Raw genomic sequence first — 18,415 nt, 5'->3', positions numbered from 1 at the left:
TCCATAAAAAATAAACGTGAGCCAAAGGCCTCACGTTTATTTATTTTATCCCAACATATTGGTTTTCAGTCGAAATTTTTCCAATTGATTTATACTTGTTATATCTTTGTTGAATCAGCTCGTTCTTATCCAGTTTCAGCAAGGATTTAAGCTCGCTTTTCAGCGCTTCATCGATGTAGGCGGCCTGCTGCTCTACATCGCGGTGTGCTCCGCCTCTTACTTCTTTTATAACATGATCTATAATATCCAATTCTTTAAGGTCCGGAGCGGTGATTTTCATTGTTTCTGCCGCTTTTTTCGCGAGTCCTGAATCCTTCCAGAGGATAGCAGCCGCTCCCTCGGGAGAGATCACCGAATAAGTTGAGTTTTCCAGCATCAATAAGCGGTTTGCGACGCCGAGCGCAAGCGCTCCCCCGCTGCCGCCTTCCCCGATGACGATCGAGATGACCGGCACAGAGAGTCCCGCCATTTCAAAAAGGTTCTTGGCAATGGCTTCGCTTTGCCCCCGCTCTTCAGCTGCTTTTCCAGGGTATGCTCCTTTTGTATCAATAAAGCAGATGATCGGCCTGTTAAATTTATCGGCCTGCTTCATCAGCCTGAGCGCTTTGCGGTAGCCTTCCGGGTGCGGCATTCCGAAGTTGCGGCGGATGTTTTCTTTTGTATCCTTGCCGCGCTGTTGGCCGATCACTGTCACAGGAAGGCCCCGGAACTTGGCAATTCCGCCGACAATCGCTTCATCATCACCGAAATAACGATCTCCGTGGCATTCAAAAAAATCGGTAAAGAGATGTTCGATATAATCGAGCGTAGTCGGACGGTTCGGATGCCTTGCAATCTGGACTCTGTCCCAGGCTTTCAGATTTGTATAAATGTCTTCTTCAAGCCTTTCAAGACGAGCTTCAAGCTTTGTAATTTCCGAGCTTAAATCCATATCGGAATCCTGTGTGAACCTTTTCAATTCGGCGATCTTTTCACGCAGTTCGACCACCGGTTTTTCAAATTCTAATTCTCCAGCCACTCGAGATCACCTCCAGTTTGGTGCATTTTCAAAATGCTGCCGAGCGTTTTTTTCATGTCTGCTCTGTGAACGACGGAATCAAGCTGTCCGTGCTTTAACAGAAATTCTGCAGTCTGAAAATCCTCAGGCAGTTCTTCACGGATGGTTTGTTCGATAATTCTTCTTCCGGCAAAGCCGATCAGCGCGCCCGGCTCGGCAAGGTTGTAATCGCCGAGGGATGCGAAGCTTGCGGATACACCGCCTGTTGTCGGATGTGTCATCACCGAAATGATCAAGCCCTGCTCTTCACTGAACAGCTTTAATGCGGAGCTTGTTTTAGCCATTTGCATCAAGCTGAGAAGACCTTCCTGCATTCTCGCACCGCCTGATGCGGTAAAAATAATGAACGGCACTTTGTCTTCTCTTGCCTTTTCGATCGCCAGCGTAATTTTTTCGCCCACGACAGACCCCATGCTTCCCATTCTGAAAGATGAATCCATCACGGCAACGACTGCCGGAGATCCGTCAATCGTCCCTTTTCCGGTGACGACCGCTTCATTCAGCGACGTTTTTTCCCGGTCTTTTTGCAGTTTCTCAAGGTATCCTGGGAATTCCAGCGGGTTTTCAGACATCATATCCTGATTGAATTCTTCAAAGGGGCCATCGTCCAGCAGGCTTTTTATACGCTGCTTCGCGTTCATTTGAAGATGGTAACCGCAGTTCATGCAGACCCTTAAGTTTTTATCCAGCTCTTTTGTGAGCATGATTTTTTTGCAATCCGGGCATTTTGTCATGATCCCTTCCGGTACATCTTGCTTTGCTGATTCCGCGGGAACGGAAGCGTATTTTTTTTTCTTTTTGCTGAATATATCTTTTAACAAAAGATTACCTCCCTTTTCTGAAGGGTTTTCTTCATGTATGCCTGTCCTGTTTATAGACTAGAACATCACTATACCGAAACTATTGTACTTTTTTTGTCAAACGGTGTCATCCTCAATTCGACATTTTTGACCGGCAAAAAGCCGAATCGCACTTTATGCGGTTAGAGACTGACAAATTGATATATCAGCCTTGAGAGCGGATACAAAAGTCCGGAAAAGCGATTTGAAAAAATTTTTTACAACCCGCATATTCCCTTAAAAGTGTCCCCAATAAGAGGAAAAACTGTACATCATATTCGAGAAACAGCGCGTGACGGCTCTTTAGGCCAGAGCAATCACGCGCTGATCACAAAAATTGAGTTTTATTTTCCTTCAATTACTGCAAGCTTTCTTGTCTTTTCAGCGACTTCTTCAGGATCGACATCGATTCGTGCAACGCCTGTTTCCATCGCGGCTTTCGCTACCGCTTTGGCAACGGCCGGTGCGACCCTTGGATCGAACGGAGCCGGAATGACATATTCGGGACTCAGCTCTTCGTCGGAAACGAGTGATGCGATCGCCTCAACCGCGGCGATTTTCATCTCTTCGTTAATATGTGTCGCGCGGACGTCGAGCGCCCCGCGGAAGATGCCGGGGAATGCGAGAACGTTGTTCACTTGGTTAGGGAAGTCAGAGCGTCCCGTACCAACGACGCTTGCTCCGGCTTCATGCGCTTCAGCAGGCATGATTTCAGGATTTGGATTCGCCATGGCGAAGATGATCGGTTTGTCAGCCATGCTTTCAACCATTTCTTTTGTCAAAGCGCCTTCGACGGAAACTCCGATAAAGACATCGGCGTCCTTGATCACATCTTTGAGTGAGCCGTCTATGCGGTTTTTGTTCGTATATTTTGCGACTTCTTCTTTAACAGCGTTCATTCCGTTCGGACGGCCTTCGTAAATCGCGCCTTTCGTGTCGCACATGATGATATCGCGCACGCCGAAATGATAAAGAAGCTTAATGATGGCAATTCCCGCTGCCCCGGCGCCGTTTGCCACGACTTTGACGGAAGACATCGATTTGCCGGACAGCTTAAGCGCATTGACGAGACCGGCTACCGTTACGATTGCAGTACCGTGCTGGTCATCATGAAACACCGGGATTTTCGTTTCTTTTTTGAGGCGCTCTTCAATGACAAAGCAGTTCGGTGCTGCAATGTCTTCAAGGTTGACGCCGCCGAATGTCGGCTCAAGCAGCTTCACCGTCTCAACAATTTTGTCGACATCAGATGTATTTAAACAGATTGGGAAAGCGTCTACACCGGCAAAGCTTTTGAAAAGAACCGCTTTTCCTTCCATAACCGGAAGGGCGGCTTCAGGGCCGATATTGCCGAGGCCGAGCACAGCCGTTCCGTCCGAGACGACTGCTACCATGTTTCCCTTCATTGTATAATCGTATACTTTGCTGTTATCATCGTAAATCGCTTTGCAGGGTTCAGCCACACCTGGAGAATATGCAAGGCTTAAATCGTCCGCATTGCGAACCTGCACTTTTGATTTTGATTCCAATTTGCCTTGGTTTACTTTGTGCATATGCAGCGCTTTTTCTTTCAATGACATGTTAACAAACACTCCTTCAAGGGAATTTTGCCAAAAACTTTGCTTCGTTTTCTGCTTAAGATTCTTGTAAGACGAACCCTAGAATCTTAAAAATGATAACACAATTGACCGCTTTTTTGATCAAAAATGCTCAAAATACCTGCTATCTGAACACGACATTTTTCTCACCTACAACGCTTTTGAGCCTGTAGAGGGCAGCGTGGTCAGCCTTGATATTGTAGCTTTCCGGCAGCTGCATCGTTTGCTTCCGTTTTTCATAATAGACGCAGACCGGCGTTTCCCCTTTGTGTTCAAGCAGGATGCTGCTGATCTTCTTGAAGATATCATGGGTGTGCTGGCTTTCCTCCACTTTAATATAGACGGACGGCTGCTTTTTCGCATGAAGCGATTCGACGAGCGATGCCCCGGCGATGATCAGCTGGCGCTTTTCATTCCTTGTCTCAAGACGTCCTTCCGCAAAAAGCGATACGCCTTCTTCCAGGATCGGGGAAAGCTGCCTGAACTGTTCAGGAAAAACAACCGCCTCCATTTCCCCGCTTTCATCGCTCAGCTCCAGAAAAGCCATCGTCTGTCCCGTTTTTGTACGGATCGTCTTCATCTTCGTCAAAAGTCCGCCCAAAGCCGCCTTTTTACCGCTGGAGGCGAGCAGCTGAATAATCGGCAGCGCACCTGCACGGTCCAGCTTCTTGCGGTGAACGCTCAGCGGATGGTCAGAAAAGTAAATGCCGAGCGTGTCCTTCTCGTGTGCCAGCAGGTCGACGAGCGGCATTTCTTCCGTCTCAGCGTACTTCGGTTTAATCGTCAAGCCTTCATCGAGAAAGAAGCCGAGCTGATCATTGTCTCCTGCAAACAATTCGGCATGCTCCAGCGCGACATCGACAGAAGCGAGCAAAGTAGCCCGGTTTTCACCGAATTCATCCATTGCTCCGGCAAAAATTAAAGCTTCAATCGTTTTCCGGTTCACGCTTTTCACAGAAGTCCTGACACAAAAGTCAAACAAATCTGCGAACGGCTTTTCTTTTCTCGCCCTGTAGATCTCTTTCACAGCCGAAATCCCGACGCCTTTAACAGCCCTTAAACTGTAGCGCAGCGCCCCGTTTTCCACGACGAACGGATAGCCGCTCTTATTGATGGAAGGACCTAAAACATTCAGCCCTTTCCCTTTCGCTTCATAGATGTACTGAGCAAGCTTTTCCTCATTTCCGATCGCACTCGTCAAGAGGCCGCACATAAAGTAAAGGGGGTAATGCGCTTTTAAATAAGCGAGCTGGTAGCCGATCATGCTGTATGCAACCGCATGACTCCGGTTAAAACCGTAATTGGCGAATTTTACGATCAGATCGTATACTTCATTAGCCGCTTGTACGGAATACCCTTTTTTCAAGCATCCACTAATAAAATGATTTCTCTCTGTATCGAGAATTTCCTTGTTTTTTTTGCCGACCGCCCTTCGCAAAAGATCGGCTTCTCCAAGCCTGAAACCCGCCATCCGCGATGCGATCATCATGATCTGTTCCTGATATACGATCACGCCGTACGTATCTTTCAAAATATCGGCCAAATCCTCGTGCGGATAAGACACAGCAACCCGTCCGTGCTTTCGTTCGATATACAGCGGGATGTTTTCCATCGGGCCCGGGCGATACAAGGCATTGACGGCGACAATGTCTTCAAGGCTCGATGGATTGAGCCTTTTTAAAACGTTTCTCATGCCGGCTGATTCGAGCTGAAAAATACCTGTCGTATCTCCTTCAGACAACAGCTTAAACGTCTGTTCATCTTCATAGGAAATCACCGAAAAATCGATGGTGACCCGCTCGCTTTTTTCGATCAGCGTTTTGATCGATTCAATGAGCGTTAAATTGCGCAAGCCGAGAAAATCCATTTTCAATAGTCCCAAGTCTTCGAGATAGCCCATCGAATATTGCGTTAAATATACGCCGTCATGTCCTTCCTGTATCGGTATGATATTCGTCAGCGGCTCCTCGCTCAACACGACGCCCGCCGCATGAATGGACGTATGCCGCGGCAGCCCTTCGATTTTCTGAGCCGTTTTAAATATGTCCTGAAGCTTCTTTGACCCGTTCAGGCGCTTGTCCAGTTCAGCAGAAAGAGCTCTCGCTTCTTTCAGCGTCACTCCAGGTTTGGACGGAATCAGTTTCGCCAGCTGGTCGGCTTCTTTCGGACTGATGCCCATCACCCTGCCGACGTCCCGCAGCGCCGCTTTTGCGGCCAATGTGCCAAACGTGATAATTTGCGCTACGTGCAGCGCCCCGTATTTATTTTTCACGTATTGGATGACTTCATCCCTTCTCGTATCGGGAAAATCGATATCGATATCGGGCATGCTGATGCGCTCCGGATTTAAAAACCGTTCAAACAGCAATTTGTGCTTGATCGGATCGACATCTGTGATAAACAGCGTATAAGCGACGAGAGAGCCGGCCGCCGACCCGCGCCCCGGCCCTGTGATAATGCCGTTATCATGGGCGAACTTCATGAAATCCCAGACGATCAAAAAATAGTCGCTGAACGCCATGTCGCGAATCACTTTCAGCTCATACTCAAGCCGTTCGACATACTCCCCCGGAGCGGCATCGAACCGTTTTTCCAACCCGAGAAAGCAAAGCTCGGCCAAATAAGCGTCAGCATTCTTGCCGGAAGGCGCCGGATATTTCGGCAGTCGCGTCTGGCCAAGGCTCAGGTCCACCTGGCACAGATCCGCGATTTTGACTGTATTCTCCAACGCGTCCGGACGATCCCTGTAAATGTCAAGCATTTCAGCGGGCGGCTTTAGTTCAAGATGCAAATCTCCTTCGGCCTTCAAGTCTTCGTTCAGCTTCTCGCCCGCTTTAATCGCTGTTAAACACGTATAAGCTGCCGCATCCTCTTTTTCGATGTAGCGTACATCGCCGGTTGCGGCAATCGGAATTCCCGTATGTTCGCTGAGCTCCAGAATGCGTTCAGAAAGAAGCGGGTCGCCCTTGTAAGGCTGATACGACAAATAAAAGCTGCCTTCACCGAAGATCGAAAGACAGCGGAGGGCGGCGTTCTTCGCCTCTTCGATCAGCCCTTCTTTCAACAGCGCTTCAACATGGCTTGTCCCGCCCGTTGTCAGCGCAATGAGCCCTTCATGATAACTTTTGAGCCATTTTTCTTTGATGCCGGTTTTTGATTTCGACTGCAACACGCTGCTGATTTTCAGCAGGTTTTGGTAGCCTTTGTTTGTTTTCGCCAAAAGAACGAGCGGATATGAAAGCTGTTCTTTTTCATCCGTTAAAACTGAGGCCGTAAGCCCGATAATCGGCTTGATGCCGCGTTTTTTGCATGATTTATAAAATTCCACCGCCCCGTACATGACCTCGTCATCCGTCAGCGCCATCGCGCTGTAGCCCAGCTCTTCGGCTTTGGCCGTGAGGTCCTCCACGGAAGCGGCGCTGTTTAATAAGCTGTAACCGCTGTGTACTTGCAGGTGAACAAAAGGCATTTCTGTCACCCCTTCCTTTTTCGAGCCGTCTCTTTTCATTATATGATGGGATCGAATGAGAAACAAATGTTCTTTCTTTGATCAACAATCATACTTGTCTTTCTTTATCCATATAGTGTGATAAGGTGAGGTGATCGGAATGGATCCTGAACAGCCCTTTTTTCCAAACTTTATCAGCTGTTATTTTATTGCGCTTGGCGTGCTTCTCGGCGGTTGCATAATCGGAGGGATCGGCGCCTATCTGTCGGGGCAGCCGCCTTTAACGATTATTACAAGCCTCGCAAACCGTCTGAAAATCTGGGCGCTGGTTGCCGCAATCGGCGGCACGTTTGACGCGGTTTACAGCTTTGAAAGGGGCATTATCGAAGGCAATACGAGAGACATCGTCAAGCAGCTTCTCCTGATTCTTTCAGCGATGGGAGGAGCACAGACCGGTTATCTGATCATCAATTGGCTCACACAGGAGCATATTTCCTCATGAGAATCCCTCCTTATTATAAAAAACCGGGTTGGCAGCGTTTTTTTGCGGGAATGATGTGCGGAGCCATCATCAGCTGGGTCGTGTTCCTGTTTACATACGGCACCTTTCAGGAGAAGCAGGTCGTCTTGATAAGGGAACAGAAAGAGCGCATCAATGATTTAAATGACCAGATCACCATTTACCGGGAGGACCTTCATAAGCTGAATGAAGACAATAAAAGAAAACTGCTGATTCAAAGCGTCGACGTCAAGCTGATCAACGGCAAGCAATACAAGCTGTCACAGCCCGACATGATGAACTTTGAAGAGCATATCCGGGATAACATTTCGGATGTCATCACAAAGGATATCGAAAGCGTCTACCGGACGAAGGAGCTTTTAAAGCGGACGATTGAAAATAAAGAGTATACGATAAACGGTAAAACGTACAAAGCGAAAGTCACCGAACTGACGATTTATACGCGGCTTTCCGTTGAAATCAAAATCTCTTTTTCCGAATAAAAATTATGGATTTTTTTTTACGATTTACATGCATTCGTCGCTTTTTTCCATATTTTAATTTAAACTGACAGTAAGCGATATGTAAGTTTTTTTAAAAAGGGAGGAAAGCAGAATGTACATTTACAGTTACCATCAGCTGGCAAGAGATAAAGTCAACCGGATCAAGCTGGGCTACTCGGCTTATGCGGAAACCGAAAGTCTCGCGTCCCTTATCAAACGAGAGTTAAAAGCACAAAACATCCATGTTTATGAGGATGTAACAGATATCGGATCATGGTTTATACCTGAATAAGCAGCAGCTGTCGTGCGTAAAATGATCTGCTTACACTTTGCTGCTTACTTTTTCGCAACATATAATGCAAACGCTTGCAGTTGAACTGCACAAAAAAAGAGGGACTTCCCCTCTTATTTGTTTTCTTTGCATATGCGCTCCAAGTCAGCGATGACAAGATCGGTGTCTTTCCAGTCATAGATGGAAGCGCCGGCTGCGAGCGGATGGCCTCCGCCGTTGTATTTTTTAGCGACTTCATTGACAATCGGCCCCTTTGAACGAAGCCTTACCCTGATCTGGTCAGCTTCCTCCACAAAAAACACCCATGCTTTGATCCCTGAAATATTGCCGAGCGTGCTGACAAGCTGTGAAGCTTCAGACGGCGTAATATTGTATTGATGCAAAATGTCACGGGTGATGAAAACCGACGCAACGCCGTTTTCGGACAGAGAAACATTCTGATAAATGTAACCGTTCAGCCTCACAACATTTAATTTCGTCTCATACAATTGATTAAATAGCGCCTGAGAATTAAAAGGATACTCAATCAGCTCTCCGGCATATTTCAATGTCTTTTTTGTCGTGTTCGGAAATAAGAAGCGCCCTGTATCCCCCACAATGCCGGCATAGATCAGTTCGGCACCCTTTGTCGGAAGCGTCCATCCCGCCTGTTCTTTACCCGCTAAATACAGTTCGTAAATCATCTCACTCGTCGAGCTCGCATTCGTATCCACCCATAAAAGGTCGCCGTATTGGTCTTCATTCGGATGATGGTCGATTTTGATCAGCTTGTCGCCCAGGTTGTAGCGCGAATCGGAAATTCTCGCTTGATTGGCCGTGTCACAGACGATGACAAGTGCATTTTCATACACCGGGTCTTCAATCACATCTGGGGTGTACAAAAAAGCGAGGGAAGGCTCGGGCGTTCCGACCGCGAAAATATTTTTTTCAGGATAGGTTGCCCTCAGGATTTCCGCAAGGCCGCATTGGGATCCGTAGGCATCAGGATCCGGTCTCACATGTCTATGTATAATGATCGTGTCATATAATGATATGGTTCTGATGATTTCTTTTTTCATGACGCGCCCCTTCTTTACTTTGTTTTTAACCATTAAATCATAATCTGTTGTTGGTGGAAAGTGAAAGTTATGACTTTTTATTGTAGAAAGCGAACCCGATTATGTATACAATGGGTTTGTAAAACTTACAATGGAGGATGTCGATTATGCCGTTTTTTGTTTTTTTCATTGTGGTTTCAGCGATAGCTTATGTGTATTTCAAAGTAAGGTATGTGCGCACCAAAAAAGCGATTGAACGGGAATACTATTCGGCCAAGTCAAGCATGAGTCTGGGCCTGTTTATCATGTTCTTCGGCGCCAATCAGCTGCTTTTAAACCGCGGCACGCTGGCTGTCGTCATCGGCGTTATTTTTATGCTGACCGGGCTCGGAAGCATGTGGGCCGGCTACAGAGCCTATAAGCACTATGTCCCTTTGCTTGCGAAAGAAAATGAACGGGAAAACGCATAAGCGAAAAGAGGGACACTGGCCGCGTCCCTTAGCTTCTTTCCATCAGCTGAACCATCATCATCGCTTTGCCGACGAGAGCACCCTGGTGAAAAACTTCTATATCCATTTTTCCGAACTTTCTCCCGGCTTCGAGAATGTTCGGTTTTATTTCAATGACAGACTCCATTTGCACAGGCTTTAAAAAATAAATCGTCATGCTCTCTATCACGAGTTCGCCTTTTTTGCGCGACCGCAAAAAACGGTTTGCAGCTTCGGTCAAAATCGTCGTAAACACGCCGTAGGAAATCGTCCCTAAGTGGTTTGTCATTTGCGGCGTAACTTCGTATTGATAGACCGGAGCCGGCTTGTTTTTGTCATTGTCCGATTCTTTGAAACCGCCGGTCACAATGTCATCGAGTTTTTCGCCGACCTGGGGCTGCTTCTGAATCATTTGAAGCGCCTTTAATACGTCCTGCCTGCTGATCATGCCGATCAGCTTTTGCCGCTCGTCAACGACGGGAAGCACTTCGATTCCTTCCCAGACCATCATCTGCGCCGCTGAAGCGACTGACGTTTTGCCGATCACTGTAATCGGGTTTTTCGTCATGACTTTTTCAATCAATACAGAGCGGTCATATCCGGCTACATCTTTTGAAGTTAAAATGCCGTGGATTTTCATCTGCTCGTCCACGATGGGAAAACGTCCGTGCCCCGTTTCAAAGTTTTTCTCATACCATCTTTCAAGCTTTTCATGAGGGGATAAGCAGACGGTTTTTTCCAAAGGAGTTAAAATATCCTCAACAAGCACGACTTCTTTTTTGATGAGCTGGTCATAAATCGCCCTGTTGATCATCGCGGCTACGGTAAACGTGTCATAGCTTGTAGAAATGACCGGGAGCTCGAGCCTGTCGGCAAGCTCAATAATCTCCGGCTCCGTATCAAAACCGCCGGTCACCAGCACGGCAGCACCCGCTTCCAATGCCTGGCGGTGCGCATCGATTCGGTTGCCGACAATCAGCAGGTTGCCCGCTCCGGTATACCTCATCATCGCATCAAGCTTCATCGCTCCGATGACGAATTTGTTGAGCGTTTTATGAAGCCCTGCTTTTCCGCCAAGAACATGGCCGTCAATGACATTGACCACTTCAGCGTATGTCAGTTTTTCGATATTCTCTTTTTTCTTTTGCTCGATCCTGATCGTTCCGACCCTTTCGATCGTGCTGACAAACCCTTTATTCTCGGCTTCTTTTATCGCTCTGTAAGCAGTTCCTTCACTGACTTTCATTTCCTTGGCAATCCGCCTGACGGAAATTTTTTCGCCGACGGACAAAGAATCAATATATTTTAAAATCTGTTCGTGTTTTGTCGCCAATCGTTTCACCTTCATCCTCTGACTGCTAGATATATTTATTATAAATCGTTGTGCAATTGAACCGCAATCCGCCTTCGCAACATCATGCCCGTCTAAGAGCGATCATTCTCCATCAGAAGAAGCGCTTTTTCAAGCCATGAGCAATAGCCGTTTTCCCGCTCCAGCGCCCGGGTCAATACAAGATAATGGCCGAAATGAGGCGAGCGGAAAGTTAGCGATTCACCCGCTTCTCGCTTCAATTCTTCGAGCTTATTTTTTAAAAAAGCGGCTTTCTCCTCCCGCTTTTGAAGCTGATCGGCAAAAAGCCTTTTCGCTTCATCACGTTCCATCGAAGAGATAAAATAAGCTTTCAGCATAAATTCATCTTTTACCGTATCCGGGACCGGCTTGAATTCCGTAAGCCACCCGTGAAGTTCACGCTTCCCGGCTTCAGTGATGGAATACATTTTCTTTTCTAACTTTGAGCCTTGGATCACCGTTTCATATTCGATAAATCCTTCATCCGTCAGCTTTTTCAGCTCGGGATAAATCTGGCTGTGCTTGGCGCTCCAAAATTGGCCCAATTCGGCTTTAAAGCGGCTTGTCATATCGTAGCCGCTCAAACTCCCGTGATCAAGGAGCCCCAAAATCGCATATTTCAATACCCTCATAATCACCCTCCAAGATCAATCCGATTCCTATATTATATCATCATTAACATGTTTTGATAGACACATAACCGGTTCAACCGAAAAAAGGACCCGGATTCGGGTCCTCTAAAACAAGTTTATTTAAATTCGATTGACTCGCCGACCTCAAGAACTTTTCCGACGCCACCGGGAAGGCTGTCCGCAAACGCATGCGGGTCCTGTTCGATGACGGGGAACGTCGAGTAGTGAACAGGGACAACCTGTTTCGCCCTGAGCCATTCTGCGGCCAGTTTGGCGTCCTCCGGGCCCATCGTAAAATTATCGCCGATCGGCAGGAAAGCGAGGTCGATATGATTTAATTCACCGATCAGCTTCATATCTGAGAAAAGCCCGGTGTCTCCTGCATGAAAAATCGTCCTTCCTTCCACAGTCAAGAGGATCCCCGCCGGCATGCCGGTATAGACGATCTTTTGGCTGTCTTCTTCCGTATAAGCCGATCCGTGAAAAGCCTGCGTCAGCTTGACTTGGCCAAAATCGAACTGATGGGAGCCGCCGATATGCATCGGATGGACATTCAGGCCTTTCCATCCCAGATAGACCGCGAGTTCATTCGGAGCTACAACGAGCGAATGGTTTCGCTTGGCGATTTCGACGGTATCGCCGACATGATCGTTATGACCGTGGGTCAGCAAGATGACATCCGCTTTGACCTCTTCCGGCTTTAAATCGGTTAAAGAATTTCCTGTAATAAACGGATCGAAGATCAACTGATGATTTCCCGTATCAACTGTTACCACTGAATGACCATGATATGTCACTTTCATCATATCCACCCCTGTTTTTTAATTTCGCACGTCTAGAGAGAATGACGGTTAATCACATTCAAGCCGCCTGTCGCTTCAATGACTGTTCCCGTAATGTAGTCGGAATGTTCATCGCATAGAAAAGTGATGATCCTTGCGATATCTTCACCGGTTCCCGACCTGCCGATCGGCGTTTCCTCATCAAGTGACGCCCTCGCTTCTGAAATCGAGGCCTCTTTCATATCCCCGACGATGTTGCCTGGACAAACCATGTTGGCTGTGATGCCGGAGCCCGCTTCTTCAATGGCGATCGTTTTTGTTAAAGAAGCCAGCCCCACTTTCGCCGCTCCAAAAGCGGAACGATGCAGCCAGCCCGGCGCATGGTCGGCCCCCTGAAATCCGTATGTGATAATGCGGCCGAACCGCTGGCGCCTCATCACCGGAACAACCGCTTTAAACAGATGGAAGACAGAGCTTAAGTTGCCTTCAAGCATGTCATACCATTCATCATCAGTATAATCTGCAAGCTTTTTTCGTTCAAATATGTATGGGCCGGCATTATTGATCAGAAGATCAATTTTTCCAAATCGCTCAAGAGCGGCATTCACCATTCGGAGCAGGTCTTCTTTTCTGGTGACATCTCCCTTTACAAACTGTAAACGGTCAAGGGATGACCGCCATTTTTCTTTGAGGCGGCTGACTGCTTCTTCGTCCTGCCTGTAATTCACCGTCACTGAGTAGCCTTTTTCAAGCAGGGCTTCCGTCACTTTACACCCCAAACCTTTTGAACCGGCAGTAATTAACGCATGGCGCACATCTTTCCCTCCCAGACATTGGTTCTAGGTATTCGCAAATGATTGCATGTATCTACCTATACTTTACTACAAAAACCAGAGTATATCACATGTGGAGCATCGGGAAATTTGCAATCGCCGCTGGACAGAAGAAAGCTGAAGCCCGCTGTTACGGGCTCCAGCTTTTTATTGTTTATCTGCATCAGCTAACGGCTGTGCGTCATCGTGCGCGACAAATCCGCTGAAATAGGCATCAGAGATTTGCTGAACGGTTTCTTTATCACCGTCGGCATCATACATGTATGCGTGTTTTGACTGATCTTGTTTCATTGCCACACCCCTTTTCGATTCACAAATCTATTTTGCGTATGAAGCCGCACAGTTATGAATCGAATCGGGAAGTGTTAAAAATTGTTCAAACAATGCTTCGCCTTTTGAATGGCTTCTTCCACCTTTTTGAATCCAGTCCCGCCTTCACTCATCCTTTTTTCGACGGCATGGTGCGGATCGAGCACGATGTAGACGTCTTCTTCAAACAGCCCGCTTGCCTTTTCGAATTCTTCAAACGGCAGGCCGCTGAGATAAATGCCTTTTTCGATACAAGTGTAGACAAGCTTTCCAACGACTTCGTGCGCCTCTCTGAACGGCATGCCCTTTTTCGCCAGATAGTCGGCAAGTTCGGTGGCATTTGAAAAATCCTGCTCCGTTGCTTTTTTCATCATATTTTTGTTCACTGTCATCGTTTTAATCATGCCGGCAAAAATCTCAAGGCTTCCTTCGACCGTTTTGACAGTATCAAACATACCTTCTTTGTCTTCCTGCAAATCTTTATTGTACGCTAACGGGAGCCCTTTCATAATCGTCAGGAGGCCGATCAGATCACCGTATACGCGTCCGGTTTTCCCGCGAATAAGCTCCGCCATGTCAGGGTTTTTCTTTTGCGGCATCATGCTGCTCCCCGTAGCATAAGTGTCGTCAAGCTCAATGAATTTAAATTCCTGTGAACACCAAAGAATGATTTCTTCGGAGAATCTTGACAGATGCATCATCAAAATGCTGCTCGCGCTTAAAAATTCAAGGATGAAATCTCTGTCGCTGACGCCGTCCAAGCTGTTTTCATATATCGAGTCAAACCCGAGCAGACCTGCTGAATATTCACGGTCGATCGGAAATGTTGTTCCGGCGAGCGCCCCGCATCCAAGGGGGGACTTGTTAATCCGCTTGAATGAATCATGATAGCGTTCTTTATCGCGCTCAAGCATCCAGAAGTAAGCGAGCAAATGATGCGCGAACGAGATTGGCTGCGCCCGCTGCAAATGGGTGTATCCCGGCAGTATCGTCTCCACATGTTCTTCCGCTTTTTCGATAAGCACGTGTTGAAAAGCCGTAATTAGCTCGATAATATGCTCTGTGTGCCCTTTTAAATACAAGTGCATATCCGTCGCAACCTGGTCGTTTCGGCTTCTGGCTGTATGAAGCTTTCCGCCGAGCGGCCCGATTTCGTCAATGAGCATTTTTTCAAGGTTGAGGTGAATGTCTTCGTAATCGACTGAAAAATCGAGTTCGTTGTTTTCCGCTTTGTGCAAAAGTGATGTCAGGCCTTCTTTTATTTTGACCGCTTCTGCTTCGGTTAAAATGCCGCATTTTTCAAGCATGGAAGCATGAGCGAGAGACCCAGCGATATCTTCTTTCACGAGCGTTTTGTCAAAGTGGATCGATGCGCCGAACTCATCGACCCATTTTTCCGGTGTTTTTTGGAACCGGCCTCCCCACAGCTTTTTCATGCTTTAATCTGCTCCTTTTTTTGGACGATGCTGTTTACTTTCGTCGGCAGTCCCCACAGCTCGATAAAGCCGACGGCAGCGTGATGATCGAATGCATCGTCTTTTGTATACGTCGCAAGTTTTTCATCATACAGGGAGTATTCGGATTTACGCCCTTCAACGATCGCATGGCCTTTGAACAGCTTGACGCGGACGACGCCTGTGACATGCTTCTGCGTTTCTTTCAGGAAACCGGAAAGCGCATCTTTAAGCGGAGAAAACCACAGGCCGTTATAGATCACTTCAGCCATTTTTTGTTCGATCAGAGGTTTGAAATGCGCCACTTCTTTTACCAATGTCAAATCTTCAAGCTCTTTGTGTGCCTTAATCAAAGTCATCGCGCCCGGGCATTCGTACACTTCGCGTGATTTGATGCCGACAAGACGGTTTTCAACATGGTCGATGCGCCCCACTCCATGCGCGCCCGCCAGTTCATTCAGCTTTAAAATCAAGTCTGACAGCGGGTAGTGAGCGCCGTCAATGGAAACCGGAACGCCTTCTTCAAAAGCGATTTCGATCACATCGGGGCTATCCGGTGTTTTTTCAAGCGGCTTCGTCAAATCATAAGCCCCTTCAGGAGGCGCCGCCCATGGATCTTCCAGGACTCCGCATTCATTGCTTCTGCCCCACAGGTTTTGATCGATTGAATACGGGCTGTCAAGATTGATCGGAATCGGAATGCCGTGCTTTTCTGCATACGCGATCTCTTCGTCGCGCGACCATTTCCATTCGCGCACAGGTGCCAGCACCTCCAAATCCGGATTGAGCGATTTAATGGACACCTCGAAGCGCACTTGGTCATTTCCTTTGCCTGTGCAGCCGTGAGCCACGGCTTGCGCGTTTTCTTTCTCAGCCACTTCGACGAGCTTTTTGGCGATCAGCGGTCTGGACAAGGCTGATACAAGCGGGTACTTTCCTTCATAAAGCGTATGGGCCTGGAGGGCGGTCAGCGCAAACTCTTTCGCAAATTCTTCTTTTGCATCGATAACATATGAGTTAGAAGCCCCGACTTGAAGCGCTTTTTGCTGAACAAATGCAAGGTCCTTTCCCTCCCCGACGTCAAGGCAGCAGGCCACTACATCATATCCCTGTTCCTGCAGCCACTTTATCGCGACAGAAGTATCAAGTCCTCCTGAATATGCTAAAACCACTTTTTTCTTTTGCGTCATTTTGAAAAACTCCTCTCATCTCGGTGCTCTTTTTGTATAAAAATAAGTTTTATTTAATAAAAATACATTTAATATGTATACACTTTAACAAGGAAGTCTGGTTTTTTCAACCTTTTTATAAAAAAAACTTCATTCATTTTTTATGAATGAAGTTCAGTACATATTCAGCGTTCGGCCGAAGGGCTTTCCGGCTTTACTTTTTCATATCTTTTCTCAGTTCTCTGATGACATGGGCAAGTTCAGGCACAATCAGCTTTGACATTGCAAGCTTAACCGCCCCGCTTGAACCCGGTGTTGCAAACACGGCTTTGTTTTGAATAACACCTGCTGCAGCTCTCGAAAGAATCGCAGCCGCTCCGATATCATCGGTATAACTCAGCATGCGGAATATCTCTCCAAACCCCGGAATTTCTTTCGAAAAAAGAGGAACGATCGACTCGATTGTTACATCTCTAGAGGCAATGCCCGTCCCTCCGTTTAATAGGATGGCATCGATCCGGTCATCAAGACAGCCTTCCAGCACAGCTTTTTGAATCATTTCCTTTTCATCCTTTACAATCTCATAGGAAACGATCTCATGACCGGCTTCCGCTAAAAACTCTTTCATAAGCCGGCCGCTTTTATCTGTGTCTTCCGTTCTTGTATCGCTGACGGTAATGACTTTGCAGTTGACGCGGTCCGGCGCTTCTTTTTTATGCTCCTCAACACTCATGGCTAGACAGCCTCCTTTATACAGTCTTTTTTCATTATAAAGGGGAAGATGCATAAAAAAACAGCCCTCCTTGTAAAGAGAAGGCTGTTTTTTTACTTTTAGTGAGCCAGTCTGACGACGTCTCTTGCAATCATCACTTCTTCATTCGTCGGGATGACGATGACTTTTACAGGTGAATGCGGATAGCTGATAAACGCTTCTTTTCCGCGGACGTTATTCAACGCAGGGTCCCAATAGACACCCATGAATTCCAAACCATGAAGAACGCGCTCTCTGACTTCAACGCTGTTTTCCCCGATGCCGGCAGTGAAAATGATCGCGTCTACTCCGCTCATTCTCGCTGCATAAGAACCGATGTATTTATGAATTCTGCTTGCGAATACTTCAAGGGCTGTTTCCGCACGCTCATTGCCTTCTTTAGTCGCTTCGACAATATCGCGCAAATCGCTTGAGAATCCGGAAATTCCTAAAAGACCGCTCTTTTTATTGAGCGTGTTTAGGACTTCATCAGCTGTTTGACCCGTTTTTTCCATAATGAACGGGATAAGCGCTGGATCGATGTTTCCTGATCGCGTACCCATCGCCACACCCGCAAGCGGTGTGAAGCCCATTGATGTATCGATTGATTTGCCGCCTTCAACAGCTGCGATGCTCGCTCCGTTTCCAAGGTGGCAGGAAATCAGGCGAAGTTCTTCAATCGGACGGCCGAGCAGCTCTGCCGCGCGTTCAGTCACATATTTATGAGATGTGCCATGGAAACCGTATTTACGGATGCCGAATTTCTCATAGTATTCGTATGGCAGACTGTACAGATAAGATTGTTCCGGCATTGTTTGGTGGAATGCCGTATCAAAAACGGCCACGGCAGGAACATTTGGAAGCACTTCTTTAAACGCTTTAATTCCGACAATATTGGCCGGGTTATGAAGCGGTGCGAGTTCTGAAATCTCCTCGATCTCATGGATCATTTCATCCGTTAATAAAACGGAGTCGCTGAACTTTTCGCCGCCGTGTACGACGCGGTGTCCGATTCCGTCAATTTCATTTAAATCTTTAATAATTTCGAATTTTGTCAGTTTATCCAGCAGCATTTTTACGGCTACGGAATGATCCGGAATATCTGTGGTTTCGGTCTTTTTTTCGTCGTTGACGGAAATCGTGAAGATGCCGTTATCCAGCCCGATTCGCTCAACAAGGCCTTTTGTTAATACTTTTTCGCTGGGCATTTCGAACAGTTGAAATTTTAATGAAGAGCTTCCAGCGTTGATTGCAATAATTTTGGACATAAAATGACGCTCCTTTTTACCTATAGTCCGGTGACATTATGTTCAACCCGGATCATAAAAAATATGTATAAAATCGTTCTTAGTAAATTCAAAAAATATCTGCCT

Annotated in this window: 18 protein-coding genes; 4 read left to right on the top strand and 14 right to left on the bottom strand. The window is 47.0% G+C overall.

The features are described from left to right. Positions 1-40: 40 nt before the first annotated feature. The 4 genes from accA to dnaE all read right to left on the bottom strand — a co-directional run bounded on the left by accA (position 41) and on the right by dnaE (position 6,963). On the bottom strand, positions 41-1,018 hold the full coding sequence (accA, locus tag QMZ64_RS02805; RefSeq protein ID WP_145651931.1) for an acetyl-CoA carboxylase carboxyl transferase subunit alpha: 978 nt from the start codon (positions 1,016-1,018) through the stop codon (positions 41-43). After that, complete coding sequence (accD, locus tag QMZ64_RS02800; protein WP_301441124.1) at positions 1,003-1,878, bottom strand: acetyl-CoA carboxylase, carboxyltransferase subunit beta; 876 nt, start codon at positions 1,876-1,878, stop codon at positions 1,003-1,005. Before accD ends, accA begins: the two co-directional genes overlap by 16 nt. Before the next feature lie 362 nt (positions 1,879-2,240). Beyond that, positions 2,241-3,476: an NADP-dependent malic enzyme gene (ystJ, locus tag QMZ64_RS02795; RefSeq protein WP_065643636.1), complete on the bottom strand. Its 1,236-nt coding sequence runs from the start codon at positions 3,474-3,476 to the stop codon at positions 2,241-2,243. 142 nt (positions 3,477-3,618) lie between these two features. Next, on the bottom strand, positions 3,619-6,963 hold the full coding sequence (gene dnaE, locus QMZ64_RS02790; protein ID WP_265625957.1) for a DNA polymerase III subunit alpha: 3,345 nt from the start codon (positions 6,961-6,963) through the stop codon (positions 3,619-3,621). Between the two features lie 139 nt (positions 6,964-7,102). Between dnaE and ytrH the strand changes: the two genes are divergently transcribed. The 3 genes from ytrH (at position 7,103) to QMZ64_RS02775 (ending at position 8,236) form a co-directional block, all read left to right on the top strand. After that, positions 7,103-7,444 carry a sporulation membrane protein YtrH gene (ytrH, locus tag QMZ64_RS02785; protein WP_065643635.1) on the top strand — a complete coding sequence of 114 codons (342 nt, stop codon included), beginning with the start codon at positions 7,103-7,105 and terminating at the stop codon, positions 7,442-7,444. Next, positions 7,441-7,944 carry a sporulation membrane protein YtrI gene (ytrI, locus tag QMZ64_RS02780; protein ID WP_265625956.1) on the top strand — a complete coding sequence of 168 codons (504 nt, stop codon included), beginning with the start codon at positions 7,441-7,443 and terminating at the stop codon, positions 7,942-7,944. The genes ytrH and ytrI overlap by 4 nt, the downstream gene beginning before the upstream one ends. Positions 7,945-8,056: 112 nt before the next feature. Then, positions 8,057-8,236 carry a YtzJ family protein gene (locus QMZ64_RS02775; protein WP_043928670.1) on the top strand — a complete coding sequence of 60 codons (180 nt, stop codon included), beginning with the start codon at positions 8,057-8,059 and terminating at the stop codon, positions 8,234-8,236. 113 nt (positions 8,237-8,349) lie between these two features. Here QMZ64_RS02775 and QMZ64_RS02770 read toward each other — a convergent pair whose 3' ends face one another. Then, positions 8,350-9,294, bottom strand: coding sequence for a DHH family phosphoesterase (locus tag QMZ64_RS02770; protein ID WP_165427773.1), 945 nt, complete (start codon positions 9,292-9,294; stop codon positions 8,350-8,352). Positions 9,295-9,440: 146 nt separating this feature from the next. Between QMZ64_RS02770 and QMZ64_RS02765 the strand changes: the two genes are divergently transcribed. Continuing rightward, positions 9,441-9,743: a YtpI family protein gene (locus QMZ64_RS02765; RefSeq protein ID WP_075751956.1), complete on the top strand. Its 303-nt coding sequence runs from the start codon at positions 9,441-9,443 to the stop codon at positions 9,741-9,743. A 28-nt stretch (positions 9,744-9,771) separates the two neighbouring features. On the opposite strand, the gene QMZ64_RS02760 is transcribed toward QMZ64_RS02765, so the two are convergent. The 9 genes from QMZ64_RS02760 to QMZ64_RS02720 form a co-directional block, all read right to left on the bottom strand. Next, positions 9,772-11,094 (bottom strand): CBS domain-containing protein, encoded by a 1,323-nt coding sequence (locus QMZ64_RS02760; RefSeq protein WP_025807568.1) that lies wholly within the window; start codon positions 11,092-11,094, stop codon positions 9,772-9,774. A 92-nt stretch (positions 11,095-11,186) separates the two neighbouring features. After that, positions 11,187-11,744, bottom strand: coding sequence for a PadR family transcriptional regulator (locus QMZ64_RS02755; RefSeq protein WP_243942682.1), 558 nt, complete (start codon positions 11,742-11,744; stop codon positions 11,187-11,189). A 116-nt stretch (positions 11,745-11,860) separates the two neighbouring features. Further along, positions 11,861-12,547 carry a metal-dependent hydrolase gene (locus QMZ64_RS02750; RefSeq protein ID WP_243942680.1) on the bottom strand — a complete coding sequence of 229 codons (687 nt, stop codon included), beginning with the start codon at positions 12,545-12,547 and terminating at the stop codon, positions 11,861-11,863. Between the two features lie 32 nt (positions 12,548-12,579). After that, positions 12,580-13,341: an SDR family oxidoreductase gene (locus QMZ64_RS02745; protein WP_301441123.1), complete on the bottom strand. Its 762-nt coding sequence runs from the start codon at positions 13,339-13,341 to the stop codon at positions 12,580-12,582. A 165-nt stretch (positions 13,342-13,506) separates the two neighbouring features. Continuing rightward, the gene (locus QMZ64_RS02740; RefSeq protein WP_020452574.1) at positions 13,507-13,650 is read right to left on the bottom strand and encodes a hypothetical protein; all 144 of its coding nucleotides are present in this window, start codon (positions 13,648-13,650) and stop codon (positions 13,507-13,509) included. Positions 13,651-13,724: 74 nt separating this feature from the next. Next, the gene (gene argH, locus QMZ64_RS02735) at positions 13,725-15,104 is read right to left on the bottom strand and encodes an argininosuccinate lyase (protein ID WP_243942678.1); all 1,380 of its coding nucleotides are present in this window, start codon (positions 15,102-15,104) and stop codon (positions 13,725-13,727) included. Then, a complete protein-coding gene (locus QMZ64_RS02730; protein ID WP_243942676.1) occupies positions 15,101-16,312 on the bottom strand; it encodes an argininosuccinate synthase in 1,212 nt (403 codons plus the stop codon). The genes argH and QMZ64_RS02730 overlap by 4 nt, the downstream gene beginning before the upstream one ends. Positions 16,313-16,505: 193 nt before the next feature. Then, the gene (locus QMZ64_RS02725) at positions 16,506-17,024 is read right to left on the bottom strand and encodes a MogA/MoaB family molybdenum cofactor biosynthesis protein (RefSeq protein WP_243942674.1); all 519 of its coding nucleotides are present in this window, start codon (positions 17,022-17,024) and stop codon (positions 16,506-16,508) included. A 98-nt stretch (positions 17,025-17,122) separates the two neighbouring features. Beyond that, positions 17,123-18,310 carry an acetate kinase gene (locus QMZ64_RS02720; protein WP_243942672.1) on the bottom strand — a complete coding sequence of 396 codons (1,188 nt, stop codon included), beginning with the start codon at positions 18,308-18,310 and terminating at the stop codon, positions 17,123-17,125. Positions 18,311-18,415 lie beyond the last annotated feature (105 nt).

The sequence above is a fragment of the Bacillus sp. LB7 genome (genome assembly GCF_030449715.1).
In the GTDB taxonomy this organism is placed as follows: domain Bacteria; phylum Bacillota; class Bacilli; order Bacillales; family Bacillaceae; genus Bacillus; species Bacillus paralicheniformis.
Note: the sequence above shows the minus strand (reverse complement) of the source record. Positions and strands in the feature narration are given on the sequence as shown.